General features: G+C 56.0%; 13 protein-coding genes and 3 pseudogenes. 9 read left to right on the top strand and 7 right to left on the bottom strand.

Going from position 1 to position 15,875, the window contains the following annotated elements:
• Positions 1-9: 9 nt before the first annotated feature.
• A complete protein-coding gene (locus tag ASG68_RS09140) occupies positions 10-423 on the bottom strand; it encodes a CBS domain-containing protein (RefSeq protein ID WP_062579432.1) in 414 nt (137 codons plus the stop codon).
• Positions 424-995: 572 nt separating this feature from the next.
• On the opposite strand from ASG68_RS09140, the gene ASG68_RS09135 reads away from it, so the two are divergent.
• From ASG68_RS09135 to ASG68_RS09125, 3 genes are all read left to right on the top strand, one after another.
• The gene (locus tag ASG68_RS09135; RefSeq protein WP_082477896.1) at positions 996-3,176 is read left to right on the top strand and encodes an EAL domain-containing protein; all 2,181 of its coding nucleotides are present in this window, start codon (positions 996-998) and stop codon (positions 3,174-3,176) included.
• A 172-nt stretch (positions 3,177-3,348) separates the two neighbouring features.
• On the top strand, positions 3,349-4,794 hold the full coding sequence (locus ASG68_RS09130) for a CHAD domain-containing protein (RefSeq protein ID WP_062601778.1): 1,446 nt from the start codon (positions 3,349-3,351) through the stop codon (positions 4,792-4,794).
• A gap of 63 nt (positions 4,795-4,857) precedes the next feature.
• On the top strand, positions 4,858-5,823 hold the full coding sequence (locus ASG68_RS09125) for a magnesium and cobalt transport protein CorA (RefSeq protein WP_062579503.1): 966 nt from the start codon (positions 4,858-4,860) through the stop codon (positions 5,821-5,823).
• A gap of 557 nt (positions 5,824-6,380) precedes the next feature.
• Here ASG68_RS09125 and ASG68_RS09120 read toward each other — a convergent pair.
• The 3 genes and pseudogenes from ASG68_RS09120 to ASG68_RS32980 form a co-directional block, all read right to left on the bottom strand.
• Positions 6,381-7,241, bottom strand: a complete 861-nt coding sequence (locus ASG68_RS09120; RefSeq protein WP_062601780.1) for a hypothetical protein — start codon at positions 7,239-7,241, stop codon at positions 6,381-6,383.
• A gap of 34 nt (positions 7,242-7,275) precedes the next feature.
• On the bottom strand, positions 7,276-7,503 hold the full coding sequence (locus ASG68_RS32740; protein WP_274534207.1) for a prolyl oligopeptidase family serine peptidase: 228 nt from the start codon (positions 7,501-7,503) through the stop codon (positions 7,276-7,278).
• Positions 7,446-7,808: pseudogene (locus tag ASG68_RS32980) on the bottom strand (alpha/beta hydrolase); the annotation flags it as partial. The pseudogene ASG68_RS32980 and the gene ASG68_RS32740, both read right to left, overlap by 58 nt.
• A 419-nt stretch (positions 7,809-8,227) precedes the next feature.
• On the opposite strand from ASG68_RS32980, the gene ASG68_RS09110 reads away from it, so the two are divergent.
• The 3 genes and pseudogenes from ASG68_RS09110 to ASG68_RS09100 form a co-directional block, all read left to right on the top strand.
• Positions 8,228-9,151, top strand: coding sequence for a helix-turn-helix domain-containing protein (locus tag ASG68_RS09110; RefSeq protein ID WP_062579443.1), 924 nt, complete (start codon positions 8,228-8,230; stop codon positions 9,149-9,151).
• Positions 9,148-9,513 (top strand): hypothetical protein, encoded by a 366-nt coding sequence (locus ASG68_RS09105; RefSeq protein ID WP_062579445.1) that lies wholly within the window; start codon positions 9,148-9,150, stop codon positions 9,511-9,513. Before ASG68_RS09110 ends, ASG68_RS09105 begins: the two co-directional genes overlap by 4 nt.
• A 385-nt stretch (positions 9,514-9,898) precedes the next feature.
• Positions 9,899-10,128: pseudogene (locus ASG68_RS09100) on the top strand (exodeoxyribonuclease III); the annotation flags it as partial.
• A 70-nt stretch (positions 10,129-10,198) separates the two neighbouring features.
• Here ASG68_RS09100 and ASG68_RS32730 read toward each other — a convergent pair.
• The gene (locus ASG68_RS32730) at positions 10,199-10,327 is read right to left on the bottom strand and encodes a hypothetical protein (RefSeq protein ID WP_274534206.1); all 129 of its coding nucleotides are present in this window, start codon (positions 10,325-10,327) and stop codon (positions 10,199-10,201) included.
• Positions 10,328-10,542: 215 nt separating this feature from the next.
• On the opposite strand from ASG68_RS32730, the pseudogene ASG68_RS09095 reads away from it, so the two are divergent.
• Positions 10,543-10,914, top strand: a pseudogene (locus ASG68_RS09095) (GGDEF domain-containing protein); the annotation flags it as partial.
• Positions 10,915-10,953: 39 nt separating this feature from the next.
• Here the strand turns inward: ASG68_RS09095 and ASG68_RS09090 are convergent.
• Positions 10,954-11,976: a PAS domain-containing protein gene (locus ASG68_RS09090; protein WP_413814003.1), complete on the bottom strand. Its 1,023-nt coding sequence runs from the start codon at positions 11,974-11,976 to the stop codon at positions 10,954-10,956.
• Positions 11,977-12,263: 287 nt separating this feature from the next.
• Positions 12,264-12,836 carry a YcxB family protein gene (locus ASG68_RS09085; protein ID WP_062601785.1) on the bottom strand — a complete coding sequence of 191 codons (573 nt, stop codon included), beginning with the start codon at positions 12,834-12,836 and terminating at the stop codon, positions 12,264-12,266.
• 780 nt (positions 12,837-13,616) lie between these two features.
• Here ASG68_RS09085 and ASG68_RS09080 point away from each other — a divergent pair.
• Entirely contained in the window at positions 13,617-14,036 is a 420-nt protein-coding gene (locus ASG68_RS09080) for a helix-turn-helix domain-containing protein (protein ID WP_062601787.1), read from the top strand.
• 6 nt (positions 14,037-14,042) lie between these two features.
• Complete coding sequence (locus tag ASG68_RS09075; RefSeq protein ID WP_062601789.1) at positions 14,043-15,863, top strand: tetratricopeptide repeat protein; 1,821 nt, start codon at positions 14,043-14,045, stop codon at positions 15,861-15,863.
• Positions 15,864-15,875 lie beyond the last annotated feature (12 nt).

Genomic DNA, 15,875 nt, shown 5'->3' with positions numbered 1-15,875 from the left:
GCAATCGCATCACGCGTCCTGTGAGATTTCCTCGAGCGCTTCAGTCGCCAGATCGCCCTGACGCTCAATCGCTATGTCCCCAAGCGAGATGATGCCGGAAAGCTTGCCTTCCCCGTTGAACACGACGAGCCGGCGCATCTGAAGCTCAGCCATCAGTCTTGCCGCCTCGGCAATGTTGTCGTCTTCGAGGCAGCTTTCAACCCCTTCGGTCATGACATCGGACACCGGCGTGAAGCCATCCTTGCGCTCGGCGATGACGCGTATGACGATGTCCCGATCGGTGATCATTCCGACGACGACATCATCTTCGAGCACCGGGATGGCCCCGCTGTCGATCTCGGACATCATACGTGCGACGTCTTCTACTGTATCGGTCGGCTTGGCTGATATCACCTGGACCGTCATGAATTCTCTTACTTTCACGCGTACTCTCCCATTGTTGGCTGGTTCACCCGTTAGCTTCTGCCGTGGTCGCGTTTCTCAGCAACAACTGATAACTTCCGTAGCTGCGCACGGTTCCCTCGGTACAAACCGGATCCGGATTGTTGCCAAGCCGTTGGACCGCAACCGTCGGCCAGAGCTTTGTCGGAAAACGGGCCGGAACTGACAGCGGAGTAAAACTCAAGCCGTTTTCGCTCACGAATATTGGGGTTTCGTGGAATCGCCGGACGCTCATCTAGAAACAAGCCTCCAGCTTCTCAATGTCTTTGACCGAAATTCTGAGGTCGCCTACGGTGTTGCTGCCCCCGGCCGTTCGCTTCTCGGCAGCATCCGGGCGCGATTTTGAATTGTTCCATGGGATTGGATCTGTTCCGAAATCGGGCTTATTTTGGTCAGCCTTGCTAAGTCGACAGAATTCGACCAGCAACTCAAGGCAAAGCTGACAGGCGAAAATCGCAAACTTCCGTCAGGGATTGTTAGGCACTTCGGGCTAGCGTCTCTCATGCGATAGGAAGGTCGCAATACAGCGATGTTGAACAGCCCGGAGGAATTGAATGCCACGATCGCACATGTCGACCGCGCGGCGCCGACGACATATCGTTGCCTTAATCGCCATCCTGTTCATCGCGGTCGCAAGCACCTTTGCGGTGATCGTTTTTCGTTCGATTGACACTATTCTGAATACAGCCAATCAAATCGATGACGCGCGTGCAGTCGATGCCGCCCGTGGGGCGGTTGACGCTTTGCGCAGCCAGCTTTCAGGCACGATCCATGACAACGCCACGTGGGATGGAGCTTACAAGCAACTCAATTCGATCACGCGCCGATACTGGATTTTAGAAAATTGGGCGCTGACTGCCAGCGATAACCCACTGTACGATACCGCTGTTGTCATTGATGTCAGAGGTAAGGTGATCGTCGCCTACAAAGATGGGAACGAGCTTGGCGTCGATCCTGCCGCATACTTCGGTCCAGACCTCAATACTCTCATTGGACAGGCTTACAACGTAAGACGCCAGAAAGGCCCCGTACCGGTTCAGTTTATCCAGACCAAGGGTGGTATCGCTGTGGTTGGCGCTGCGACGATCAGGCCGCGGCTGTCCGCAACGCGTGTCGAGGAAGGTAATTTATACGTTCTCATCTTCGCCCGGCATCTGACACCCAAGGTCGTAAATCATCTTGCTCGGGCCTTTCGTATTGACGGTATGACGCTCAATTCGACGAGAGATCAGAATATGCTCAACGTCCCGCTGAGCGACGTGTGGGGTCGCGACGTTGCCTATCTGAGCTGGCCATCAAAACGCCCTGGGAGCCAGAGCTTCCTTGCGGTGAGGACCCAGCTTGCGATCGGGTTTGCGATCCTCATGCTTTTCCTTGCTCAGATCGTAATCGTCGGATTCGCGATCATAAGAAAACTGCGAGAGGATGAAGCAGCGTCTCGCCACAAGGCCCTTCATGACCCGCTCACTGGTCTGGCAAACCGCGCTGGCTTTACGGAATTTATCCAAGAGGCCGTCTCGGACCCGAACGGTTCGATCATCCAGTTGCACCTGCTCGATCTCGACGGTTTTAAAGCCGTGAACGATACATGGGGCCATGGCACCGGCGACAATTTGCTTGTCGCTGTCGCACAGAGACTTCGCACAACACTTTCCGAGCCTGCTTTTATTGCAAGGCTCGGAGGAGATGAGTTTGCTATTGTCACTGTTGCCCCACAGGGCGCTCGAGAACGCGAGGCTGTTCCGGATATCATTCAACGAGCGGTGTCAACACCCTTTGAGATCAATGGTCGCTTCATACAGATTGGCGGCAGTGTCGGCGTTTCCGTGGCTCAAGATGCCAGTGCGCAAACGGGAGAGTTGATGAGGACAGCTGACATTGCCCTCTACCAAGCGAAGGATTTTGGACGTGGGATGACAGTATTCTACGACCAAGCGCTGGGTTCAGTATTAGACGAACAGTCCTTGCTCGAAGAGCAGTTGCGACAGACCTTGTGCAACGAGGGCATAGACGTCAGATATCAACCTCTCGTTGACGCCCGCTCGCACTCGCTTCGAGGCGTGGAAGTGCTGGCCCGCTGGTGTAGCCCAACACTCGGACCAGTCGGACCGGATAGCTTTATCCCCATTGCTGAAAAGACGGGTCTCATCGATATGCTTGGGCTGCAGGTTCTGGAAAAAGCCACGGCTGCGGCTGCGATGTGGCCAGCGATTAGCGTGTGCCTGAACGTGTCTCCGCTGCAATTGAAGGATCAAAATTTTGTAAATCGGGTGGCTGCGACATTGGATCGTGCGGGGCTTAGTCCAAAGCGGTTGACCTTGGAAATCACGGAGGGAGTGCTCATCACCGAACCCGATCAAGCCCACAGGGCGATCGCCGCGCTGAAAGCCCTGGGTGTAAAAGTGGCGCTTGACGATTTTGGAATTGGCTACGCCAGCATCGGCGCGCTTCGCCGGCTCGGTTTTGACCGTCTCAAGATTGACAAGTCCCTTACGGCAGAACTGGATAAAGACCCAAAAGCGGCAGGAGTGTTTCAGGCTACGGTTGCGCTGGCGAATTCTTTAGAAATCCCCGTCACGGCTGAAGGCATTGAAACCGAAGCGCAGGCGGTGATTGCCAAGCTTTCCGGTTGCGACCTGCTCCAGGGATACCTATTCGGTAAGCCAGTTACAGGTGACGAGATAACCGCGCAGTATTTTGGATCGCCCCCAATTTACTCCAGCGGTCAGCCGTGAAATCTCGTATTACCGGCCGGGCGTCACCTGCTTCAAATCTGTTACGATGGACAAGGCGGCTATGAATGGTGATCAACCATAGCCTTGTCAACGATTGGCTCTGGGGGTGCTAAGAAGATGAACCATAGAGAGGTGACAAGCGTTCCCGTGCCGACAGCAGAAAGGTGCGCCTATGACTGAAACAGAGCTGAAGCTGGAAATCCTGCCCGCCGATCTCGACCGCCTTCTCGAATCTGACCTGCTTGGCGAGCCGGCAGCAATCATCGAGCAGCAGTCGACGTACCTGGACACGAGCGACCACCGTTTGCAGGTCGCCGGTTTCAGCCTCCGTATCCGCCGGTCGGGCGATAGCACTGTCCAGACGGTCAAAGCCACAGGGCCGAGCGCATCGCTCTTTGCCCGGAGTGAATGGGAAACAAAGATTTCGGGGGAGACGCCAACCCTCGATCATTCCAGTCCCCTTCTCAATGAGTTTGGCCCTATCGCCAACGCGTTGTCACCGCAATTTGAAGTCGTTATCCGCAGGCGCGTCTGGAATTTGGTGGAAAATGGATCCAAAATCGAAGCTGTCATAGATACCGGCATGGTCGATGCCTGGGACCGGCAGACACCCATCACCGAAATGGAATTGGAACTGAAGGAGGGGACGGCTGGCGACCTCTTCACGCTTGCTCGCCAGGTTGGAGCAATCGTCCCGTTCAAGCTCGGGATGTTGTCAAAGGCGGAGCGGGGTTTTCGGTTGCTTCAGCCCCAAAGGATCGCCAGCAAGTCTGAGCCGATCGAGTTAGACCGCGGCATCTCAGCGCATGAGGCGTTTCAGGTGATCGCCGGCTCATGCTTTCGACAATTCAGAATCAACGAGACAATTTTGCTGGAACGGAAGAATCCGGAAGCGCTGCATCAGGCGCGCGTGGCCCTCCGGCGCCTGCGCTCGGCGATCTCCTTGTTCAAACCGCTGTTTCCTGATGACGAGGCCAGACGAATCTCTGACGAATTTCGTTGGCTTACCGGCGTTCTCGGTGAGGCACGCAACCTCGATGTTCTACTCCCAAAGGCTGACGAATTGCGAGTGCATTTGATGGAAGCACGAACCTCCGCGTATGAAGACGCGGTCGACGCTCTCGGCTCGTTTCGAGCCAAAGCTCTGATACTGGGCTTTTATGAGTGGCTCCAGTGCGGCGAATATCTCGTCGTTTCCGATGGCTTGGCATCTCCACGAGGCTCGGCTGCTGAATTCGCAGTCGCGGCTCTCGACAGGCAGCGCCGAAAGCTTAAGAAGCGCGGCAAAAACCTTGCAGAGACGGATGACGATCGCCGGCACGAAGCACGCAAAGATGCTAAGAAACTTCGTTACGCCGCCGAATTTTTTGGCTCCCTGTTCACCGACAAGCGGGCGACCAGGCGCTACAGCAAGTTCATTGAGGCCATGGAGCATTTGCAGGATCAGCTTGGAGCCCTCAACGATCTGGCGACCGGCCCTGATGTCCTCGACAAGCACGGCCTGCGCGATCATCCGGAAGCGACCGATCTCATTTCGCACGCCAATAAATCAGCTCTCATTTCCAAAGCACAGGATGCCCTTGACGAGGTTCTCGACGCCAAACCATTCTGGCGCTGAGGTTTGTTCCCGATTGGCTCGCCCGATCTCACAAACATGCTGAATGACCTATTGGATGCCAAAGTGACTGTTATTGCTTCTTACATGTACCGCCGCGGAAAACGGGCCGAGGAAGTGCCGCTTACCGATCAGCCTTTCAAAGGCGAAGATGGGGAATTCGTTTGGATCGGCCTGTCGGAGCCAACGGAAGCGGAAATGCAGAACATTCAAAAGATGTTTAACCTGCACAGGCTGGCAGTTGAGGACGCGCTGAACGGCAAACAGGTTCCGAAGGTTGACGTCTATGGTGACCAATTGTTCGTGGTCGCAAAAACAGCTCATCTGGATGGTGAGAAGATCGCCTATGGAGAAACCTGCATCTTTGTCGGCAGGGACCACCTGATTTCTGTCAGGCATGGCTCGGCACGATCCCACAGCGATCTTCGTCAGCAACTCGAACAATCACCTCAGCTTCTGGAGCACGGGCCGGACTACGTGCTGCACGGAATTATAGACTTTATTGTCGATGGCTATCTCCCAATGGTGGAGACGATCGAGGACAAGGTCCTCGAAATGGAAAAACATGTCCTGGTCTCGCTTCTCCAACCCGAGCAAATTCGGCGCATTTTCCGCATGCGGCGCCAAGTGATCCGGTTCCAGCGCGTGCTTGGACCGATGGGAGAAGTTGTCGGCAAGCTCAGTCATCTCGAATTCCCCTGCGTCGATAACAGCGCCAAACCGTTCTTCAAAGACGTCCATGATCACATCCGACGCGTCGAGGGGCTGGTAAACGGCCTTCGCGAAATCATGACATCCGTGTTCGAAGCATCGAACCTGCTGGAACAGCAGCGTCAAGGAACGATCACGCGGCAACTCGCGTCCTGGGCGGCGATTCTGGCGGTCCCAACCGCCATCGCCGGCATTTACGGCATGAACTTCCAGAACATGCCGGAGCTGAGCAGCCGCTACGGGTATTTCGTTGTGCTCGGTACTATCATGGTTCTCTGCAGCCTGCTGTATTTGAGGTTCAAGAAGTCTGGTTGGCTCTGACGACGTCATTTTGAGCGGTGTAATGCTAAATTCGAACCGATCCCGCGCCGCCGCGCCACATCTCCACACAACCGTCATTAAGCATAACTTCCTCGAGCAGATATGCCGTTTCTTTCAACGAAATTCTTAGACGCAGTTCTTCCCATCGTCATGCTCGGCTACATTCTGGGCAGGCTCTTAAGTGCGGCATACCAAGGCCAGCACGTCCACCCAGGCCTGCAGGTGGTCATATCAGCCGGTATCGTTATCGCTTTGGATAAAATTCGGTGCTAGATTTGAAGCAACCATAAGGTTGACCTGTGACCAAATACCGGGTCGGCGTCGAGTTTCCTTTCCAAGCCCCTCGATAGCAATTCCGAGAGCCAAATGCAGTCGTGCGGTACATTGAGAAATCATACGGATGTAATCGCGTTGGGAAAGAGGGTACGGTTAAGCGCGAGCGATTGCTATCCGGAGCTGGTCTCAGCCTTGTCCGATTCGCTTGGCGCCAAGTATTTGCCTAGACTCATTTTTAGCTACTGGGCGTCATCGCCGCGGCGCGCGATACCTGCGGACTCCTATTTCCGTCGTTCGAGGGATTTGGCGGCCCTTCTTGCTTCTCGGAGCTCGTCGAGTGTCGGGTTCCACCATCCGCGGAGCCGCACGTATTCCCCAGGTTCGGACCTCGCTGGCCAGGTATGGACGAGTTCATCAAGGGTAGAGGGTCGCCACCCGGCCCACACATGCTCTTCACCCGCGGACGGATAATATTCGGCGACCTGTTCCGGATTGACGATCTCGCCCGAGACATCGGTGATGACGACAATCCCATACGCTGCCGTGGCCACCGGCCTGCCAAGTGGCGGGAGGTCGTCGCTTGACACCGGCAATCTGCGTTTCTTTCGTTCGGTCGTTCGACGCTTCGTCCTCGCCTCTTCCTCTGTCCCCCTGCGGGCCTCAGCACGCTTCCGGCGTTCTTCGGGCTCTGACCGTTTCGCGGCTTCCTCGATCGTCTCCCAACGGTGCTGAAGATCATCGTATGACGCGAACGGGATTTCCCAGACTTTGTCGTCACCGTTCCACCGCGCGAATGGCACCTGCCGAAGCTCATCGACAACCGTTCTAGAATACGGCGTCCTTATGCGAAAACCGCTGTCGATCACTTGCAGGTAAGGACTGAGGATCGGCTCGAACTCGAAAGCATCGCGGCCGCGCTCCTCTTCGAAGGGTTTCCGGCGGTCGGCTTCGGTCGCGAGCCACCGGTCGATGCGCTTGCGAGCTGTCTTGCCGGGCACCGTCCACGCCTGAAGGCGGTCGCTCCACCTGGCGTTTGGGAAAGTCTCCCTAAAACGCGCGACGGTCATCCGGTCGAACGTAAAGGAAACCGTCTCCTGCGGTGGGCGGTCTGCCTCGGCCTGTTTTTGGTGGTCATCGGTCATGGAAGAAGAACGATCCGCCCGCTGTCGAGTTCGACTACAGCAGGGTCTTTTTCAGAAAAGACAGCGCTTTTTGAGCGCCAGCGCTTGAAACCGTGTGTCCGGTGCCCTGTTCGATATCCAGCTCGACCTTGAAGCCGGCTGTTGCGAGCTGCGCAGCCGCGAGTCGCGAGCCCATGGGAGGGATGGTGGTGCCGTTTTCTCCATGGACCAGAAGCACCGGCGTACTGTTGCTCGCGGACGAAACCGGCTGCGGGGGAAGCAAGCCGGAGAACGCGACCAGCGCGCTGACCTTCCACCTCCCGGAGGCAACGCATCAAGCGCGACGATGGCGCCTTGCGAAACGCCGACGAAGGCGACCCGCCCATGGGCGTCCGTGAACCCTTCCCGACGGACCATGTCGTTCATAAGTCCGTCGAACGCTTCTCGGGCGCTCTGGATACGCTCCGGATCGAGGGGATTGCCTTCCGTGCTGAACCACCGATGCCCGTACCTGTGATGCATCGGGGCGTCTGGAGCAACGAAGCGCGTGTTAGGAAGGTTGGCGCGCCAGGACGATGCCAGCGGCATGAGCTGCGCGCCGGAGGCACCGATCCCATGCAGGAAGACGATCAGGGTTTTATCGGACAACGGTTCTCGCTTTCGGGTTTTGACAAACCGAGGGCGCTCGACCCGTCATGGAGAGCGCCCTCGTTCACCCGGACGGCCGCGCCCACGCGAAATCATTTCGCGGCGCGACTATCGTTGGTTTCGGGTGGTAGTCCCTAAATGAGGATTGCAAAGACGATCTTCAAGATCGAATCCCCCTGCCTACCATCATTTCTGAGAGCACAAATCCTTCTCCACAAGGTGTCGAACGACGCCTGAATGGGTCATGGCCGCTTGGGTTTGGGATCCGCAGCTATTTTGGCAATCCCTGCACATTCTTAGCGGTAAACGGCGCTTCACATGATTTCCAAACCAGCTATTCTGTCAACGGAGGCGAAAAAATGCGGGCAGTTCTGTTTCAAGAGGCATATCAGGCAGAAAGTGCGTCCGAGCGCGAGCGAAACCGCTACGCTCGTTTGTTCAGTTCAAATATCGTAGCCTTCAGGCTGAAAGCCAGGAAACTTGACGTCGAGCCCCATTCTGGCGGGTTCAGTCTTAAAGTGGTTTTTTCAGGTTTGGAAACCTACGAATTCGGTGACCGGGCGCTGGCGGTGCGACCGCGCGAGGTACTGTTCGTTCGCGAGAACGAAATCTATAGGAGCTCTATCTCGACAAACGCTCCGACCGACAGCTTCTCACTCTTTTTTCCTTTTGCATTTTATGCTCGGGCGATCGCCTCGAGCCGCAACGCGTCGCTTCAACGTTTCATGGACAGCGCTGCCTCAAGCGTGAGCCTTTCGGCGAAACCTCAATTCACTGATCTCCTGCAACGGATCGCTTTGGAACTTGAGCATCGGTCGTTCGATCTGCTCATGGACGAATTGGTCTTCCGACTTAAATTGGCAGTCCATGATCACACAGATGATATTAGTGCGGCCTATTCGCGTATCACGCTTCAGACGCAGTCCCGCAGCCTGGATCGCTTGCGGAGATTGATGCGCGCACGCGAAAGGCTGCACGACAACTGGAGGGGCCCTGTCACCCTTGCTGAGCTCGCTGCCGAGGCCTGCATGTCGGAATTTCATCTGCTACGAAGTTTTACGGAAGCGTTCGGAATGACACCCTCCCGGTACGTTGAGCAATTACGAATGGCCCATGCGCAGCATCTTCTGGTTCAGTCTCGGCTTCCCGTGAAAGCCATCGCACACACCGTCGGATATGCAAACTTTCCGGCATTCTGCCGCGCTTTCCAGCGCGTCACAGGAAATCCCGCGCGACTGTTTCGTTGTTCCCAACCGTTTCAGACTTTCGAGGTGTCAGCTTGATCATCCTTCGTTTTGTCATGTGCGCTCTACTGGGACTAGGAGCGCTTGGTCACCTCTACGGAACTTTTGAAAGCTATCCCATCGGGTCGGAGGTGTTTGTCTGGTCACTGTCAGCCACGGCCTTCACCTTTGCTGTCATTGGGTTCAACATTCATGCCCGGTCCGGTGACAGATTTCTTCTGGTTATGGCGACAGTTTCTGCTGTCGCATGGGCGGCTCTGGCGCTTGGTTTCGGGAACGCAATCGGTAACATCTTCGATCCGCGTGCGATCGCTCACGCCGTACCGTCAATGATCCTTGCGATAATGAACCTGATCATCCTGACCAAAACTCACGAACATGCAAATAAGGCTACCGGCTGAAGACCGCTGCAGGCGCCGGGATGTTTGGGAGGTGGAGGCTCTGGTTCAGATCGCGCACTATCGGAACGGGGCCTCCTGGTAGACGCGTGGTCAGGTACGGGGCCGCCTTTCATTGCAGGAACTGATAAAGCTGCATTAGGCGAAGTCCACGAATTCTTGTAGCAACGTATATTAGTGCCTTGAACGGATACGAACTCTCGACCTCTCGATGGTCAACGAGCTCGACACACTACGCTTATCGTTTTCAATCGCGATCTGACAACGACATGCTTGCGATTCGCGCGATGACGGCGCGCCGGTATGAGGCGAGGCGAAGGTTACGATGCAACATTCTCCACGATATCCGACGAGTTGGCAACGTTAGTCGACGCACCGACCCGCTACAGCACAACTGTTCGAGCTCGACGTGCCTGTAGCTCTGGTCGGGATTTTAATGTGATGCCGACCGATCTGGATGTCTACAAGCCGGAGCGCTGGCGAGACGACGCGCTGTTTCGGCCTGAGGTTCGCGCAGCCTATGCCGAACTCATCGACATGGGCTGGACGGTTGCCATCAGGCTGCTGCATCCGGAAGAGCGGATCTATACATTCTGGAAGTATCTCCGGAACGCTTTTGGGGAATCCTTCTAGTCGTTAGTTGAACTCCCGGCCGAGTAATGCCCCAGCGGGGATGTAGGAGGCCGCGTCACGGCTTCAGGTCCGTCGTTGATGGAAAACCCAGAAGCTTCATACACTCTTCGATGAGTTCTTCGGCACCCGGTGCATCGATCATCAATCGCACCGGCCCGACATCGGTCTGGATCGTCCTTGCCACGGTCCATTAAGACCGTACGGAACCACGATAGAAAGCTTGCTGAGGAAGAACCGAAGAGTGGCGGATTGGCAGGCTGTTTACAGAACGGACGGTTTGATGGGTCAAGCAAGTCGCTGCACCTTCGATGATTGCATCATGGTGGAGTTCTACCGTGCGCGCGGCGGTGCGACGCCGCTAAGTGCGCTGTTGATTGACGTCGACCATTTAAAAAGTTCAACGATACCTACGGTCATATCAAAGGCGACGAGTGTCTCCGGTTTATTTCGCGAGTGGTTTCGACAGTCCCCAGGGGATACGGGGACAAGACCTGCCGTTACGGCGGAGAGGAACTCGCTTTCGTGCTTCTGGGCACCGATCAGGAAACAACACGTGTGCCTGCCGAGAAGCTGTGTCGGACTGTTGAGAGTTTGGGCATCGGTCATACCGGAAGTGACAAGGGTGTCGTAACGGTCAGCGTTGGCGTCGCGACCATGGCTTCTAGCAACATATTTGCGAGCTCGTGCGAATTGATTGCCAAGGACGATGCCGCTCTATATGCGGCGAAAGCGTCTGGTCGTAACATGGTCAAACTTGGTGAGGCTGCGTGAAGGTCGCAGAACGCGGATTGAAGTATCGAGGATGAGAGGTCAGTGAAGCGGAATTGATAACCTCAGGTTTAACCCAGTGTTGGTCCATTCCCTACGCACACTTCCCCTCAACTGCGTCTCTATCATCGCCGCAACGAGTATGGATCCAAAACCCGGCTTAGGTTCGTGCGGTTCGAGGTGCGGGCCAGCCTCAAGCCAAGCAAGTTCGAACCCGCCCTCTTCGGGCAGCGGTTTCCACTCGACGGCAACCCTGCCTTTCGGTGCGAGCAGGCTTCCGTGACGCGTCGCGTTGACGGCAAGCTCATGCAGGACGAGCCCGAGCGGCTGCACCAGTGGTGGCGGCACCATGATGTTTGGACCGGAAACCGTCAGTCGTTTTTCCGCAAACGGAACGACCTGCTGGCGGACAACGTCTTCGAGTTTGACGGCGCTCCAGCCAGCCTCGGCGAGCATCGTATGCACCTGCGCCAATGCTTGGACGCGCATCTGTATGGCGGTGGCATATCGCTTTGGATCCTCCGCGTTGCTGAGCCGAACAATGCTGTCCACGATCGCCATCACATTTTTGGCGCGATGGTCGACTTCCTTCAGCAGTCGATGTTCAGTCGCTTCAAGCCGCTCGATGCGGCGTCGCTCTGTGACGTCGATCTGCGATGCAAAGATGTAGTCGACTGTTCCATCATCGGCTCGCAGCGGGCTGGTGTGTAGTTGATTCCAGAACGGAGCCCCGTCTTTTTTGTAGTTGAGAATTTCAACAGTGGCCTCCCGCTCCTCCCGAATGGCTAAGCGTATCTTTTCAACGTCAATGGGCGACGTTCCCATTCCCTGCAAAAACCGGCAGTTTCGACCGATCACCTCGTCAGCCGTGTAGCCGGTCAGTTTGAGAAACGCAGAGTTGGCGAGAACAATCGGTTGGTCCGGCGCTCTGGCATCCACCACCACCATCGGCATTCGCGTTCGCTCAAATGCAAACGACGCAAGTTCTTTCCGGTCCGCAAACCCCTTTGCCGAAAAGGCAGATGGGGCATCCCCGTGAAGATCGGTGGTCGATTGGTCGTGCAATGCCATTTGCGCTCCTCGCTGTGTGCGACACAACGCGAAGAAAAGTCTTTAGTTCAATACATGAATACCATCGAACCCTGGGAGGGGGACCATCAGCTTTGGCGGTATCTCGAAGCTCGGGCGGGCCAGCACGTAGCCTTGGATGTATCGTGCCCCAAACTCCTAAGCGTAACATGTTCGGTGTCGGCTTTGACCTTACCTAGACGACGAAGGTTGACCCACGTCGAACGCAAAAGTCGCCAGTCTTTTCTGGACCCGTCGCGTAAACCCACCCAATCTGGAAGAAGCTACTGCTCCACGTCACCCGGCGTCGACCGGTCCCGCCGATATTTTTTCTTTCGCATAACGAAAAGCGTCCTCAAATGCTTTTGATTTTCGAAGCTGCGTCTAGGCAGAATGAAGGATTCCCGCTTCGATATTGGAAACATCAAGTAATCTTTCTCCCATATGATCCGTTTTACGGAAGTCCATGGAATAGTCGAATCAGCCACCTCCGACCTCACACGAATGGCGTCATCGTCCAAACTTATGGTGATGCTCGCGTCAGCGGATGCGATTTGCCTGTAATACAGAAACGATGCTCCCCACGCCAGCCAGTGCGTGGCTAGCGAGAAGAAAGCCACGACGAGGAGGCAAGCAGGAAGCCAGAGCCTGCAATTGCTTTCAGCAACGGCGTTGATCATAATCAGCGGATTGTAGAGATCGGTGAAGAGGACAAGAAGGCAACAGACGGATAACAACCACAGAACCATCGTGACGATACTGCGATGCAATGGACGGCGCGTGAGCGCCCGCGCCACCGCGGCATAATCCCATCTGGTTAGGGTAAAGGTAATTTGATAGTTTGGCTCGTCTTGCATTGAAATCCCCGGTGGCAGCACCGCAGGCCTAGCATAAATCGTGGAATGAATGCTTCTTCCAGTCGACCAGTCGCGTCGGATGGTGGAATTGCGAGCTTGGCCATCATGCAAAAAGGGCCGGAGACAAAGTCTCACGGCCCAAGTTTTTCTCATCGACGCGTAGGGGGAGATTGCGTCGGGAATCTCAACGTAGCGGATCACGATTCATGAAGCGTAGAAGTGGGCCGCAGTGTATGCGGCGCGTTCGTGCCCTGGACGGAGATTTTCCGCTCGATGATCAGGACTTTCGAACAGAAAACCCTTCACGTTCGACGAACTGTTAGCCAAGCTAAGGCGTGGCACGAATTTTTGTAGACTAAAACGAACCAGCCCGAGGAGAACCTCTCGGACCAATTCGCTGTCCATTATGATGAAACGTCGCCAGACGAGCTTCTTAGTAAGCGACAAGCAGACCCCATCTGGCGAAGCGGCTTCGCGGTCGGCTAATGATAGCGGACACGAATGAACTGCTGTGAGCTTCTATGTCTGCGCCTAGCTCTGGAACTAGAACTTTCCATATGATCGAGGCTGTTGCGGACCGATTTGAGGCCGCGCCTCGACAGCTTCGCCGACGCTTAAGGACGCTTTACGTCTATTGGAAACCCTCCGGCACGTCGGTAGACTTGAGCTCACCAGACTGCCGTCGTTCTCTGGAATCTCCAAAAAATAATTCCAGCCCAAGTTGTAAACCGCGAGAATTTCGATCATTCTCACGGGATCGGAAGAACGGAGGAAAAACCGATGATGAACAGGCGTAAACCGGATCCGATCGATGTCCATGTCGGCACACGCATTCGCACCAGGCGGCGCCTTATCGGCATGTCGCAGACGGGTCTTGGAAACTTGCTTTCGGTGACGTTCCAACAGGTTCAAAAATACGAGAAAGGTACGAACAGGGTCGGTTCAAGCCGGTTGGCCCATATCGCCGAAGTGCTTGATGTTCCGGTCAGCTTCTTTTTCGAAGATGACCCTTCGCGCAAGGGAATGATTGGCAGCTCGAGTGTTGCCGTCGATCCGGTCGGTCACTTCATTGACACGAAAGACGGCCTCGACCTCAACCGGGCTTTTTTCCTGATCAAGGACGAGCGAGTCCGCCGCAGCATCATCAAAATGGCGGAGACACTGGCCAAATCCTCGCAAGCCCCTGAACAACTGGGCTAGCCGCGGATGCTGCATCTGTCCGTGTTTGGAAAACTCGAACTTGCCATGGACGGTGGTGTTGTACTTGCGTTTCCACGCAAGGGGCTGCTGTTACTGGCTTTTCTGATCACGGAAAAGAAAACCGAGTATTCCCGCAGTGATTGCGCCCAACTTTTATGGGGCGATGTGGATTCTTCCGCGGCGCTTGTCAATCTGCGCAAGATGATCGCCCGAATGCGGGATATCGATCTTCCGGGGCATTCAGCCCCGATGACTTTCCTGGGTGATCGCATCCGCTTGAACCCTTCGGCCTTCACCTGCGACATTGATCGCCTTGGTGACAATTCACGCTCGCCGCTGGAGCGCTATCTCGCTGTTGAAGCGCTTGTCGGCCGGCCCTTTCTGCACGGGATCGATCTGCCCGCGAAGATGGTCGCCTGGCACGCGAACCAGGAGCAATTCTACGCTCAACAGTTTCGCCAGCTTTTGCTCGATGCATGGCCGTCCATATCGGAAAGAGACCAGCAGCGCTCCGCGAGACAGGCGGCTCTGTCATTGCTCGAGATCCTGCCAAATAACCCGGAATTGCTCACACTCATCGATGGTGCAGCCACGCCAGCAGCGACAGGCCGGCTGTCCGCAGCATTTGGAATGCAGCGGATCCGCGTCGCTGCCGTTCCGGCAACTGTGCCAGCGATTGCGGAGGTCTCCACCGCCAATGCGTTGCCGCGCCTCGCGCTGATGCCGCCCCGGGGAACGCGAACCGATATTGCCGGCGCCTTGATCGAAGACATCACCATCGAACTGTGCGCGCTGAGACACTTTTCGGTTGTCGCGCCGTATACCGCGGAGCGGATCAAGAACGATCCCGACAAGGCGGCCCTGCTGGCCAAGCATTCCATTTCCTATCTGGTCGACACCAGCCTGTCCGATGACAGCCTGTTTGCCCAGATGGTGTTCGCACCGACCGACAGCGTGATCTGGGCAGAACGGTTTGCCATCGGCGGCAATGCCGTCCTGACGGAACGCAAAGCCATCACCCAATTGATCACCAGAGCCATTTCGCAACAGCTTTGCTCGACAGAAACGAATTTCTTCGACTACAGGACGCAACCCGAGGCCTATCAGGGCTACCTGGCCGGCTCACGCCACCTGAATAAACTCGGGCTGCCGGAAATAAGGCGCGCGCGCGCTGCCTTTCGCAAGACACTTGCCTCGCATGCCGAGTTTTCGCCGGCCGCAAGTGGCATGGCACGAACCTTCTGGATGGAATGGGTAATGACGGCGCGCGGCGAGGCGAGCCTTCTTTCCAGCGCGCACAAGGCAGCATCGCAAGCCATTGCCCAAAATCCGCAATTGGCATCGGGCTACCGGGAGCTCGGCGTTGCTGAACTCTATCTTGGCAATGTCGACAAAAGCCTGGAGGCGCTCGCGCGTGCCGTTGAGCTCAGCCCGCATTATGCCGATGCCATTTACAGTCAGGCGGATTCACTGGTTCACGCCTCGCGCCCGGAGGAGGCTTTGGTGCGCATCCGGCGCGCCATTGACCTTAATCCCATGCCACCGGACGACTATTACTGGTCCGCGGCGGGAGCGAGCTATCTCAGTGCCGAGTTCCAGGACGCAATCGCCTATATCGAAAAGATGTCGGACCCGTCCTCGGTGCGGCGACTTCTTGCCGCGAGCTGGGCGATGGTCGGCAATACGCGCAAGGCTCGGTTTCATCGAAACAAGGCATTGGAACTCAATCCGCAGTTCGATGTCGAGAAATGGCTTGCTGTGGTTCCAATAAAGAACCCGTTCCACAGGGAGTTGTATCGCGAGGGGCTGTTGAAGGCCGGATTTTAACCGTTGGGGAGA

This window comes from Rhizobium sp. Leaf453 (assembly GCF_001425605.1).
Taxonomy (GTDB): domain Bacteria; phylum Pseudomonadota; class Alphaproteobacteria; order Rhizobiales; family Rhizobiaceae; genus Pararhizobium.
This window is presented reverse-complemented; position numbering and strand designations above follow the sequence as displayed.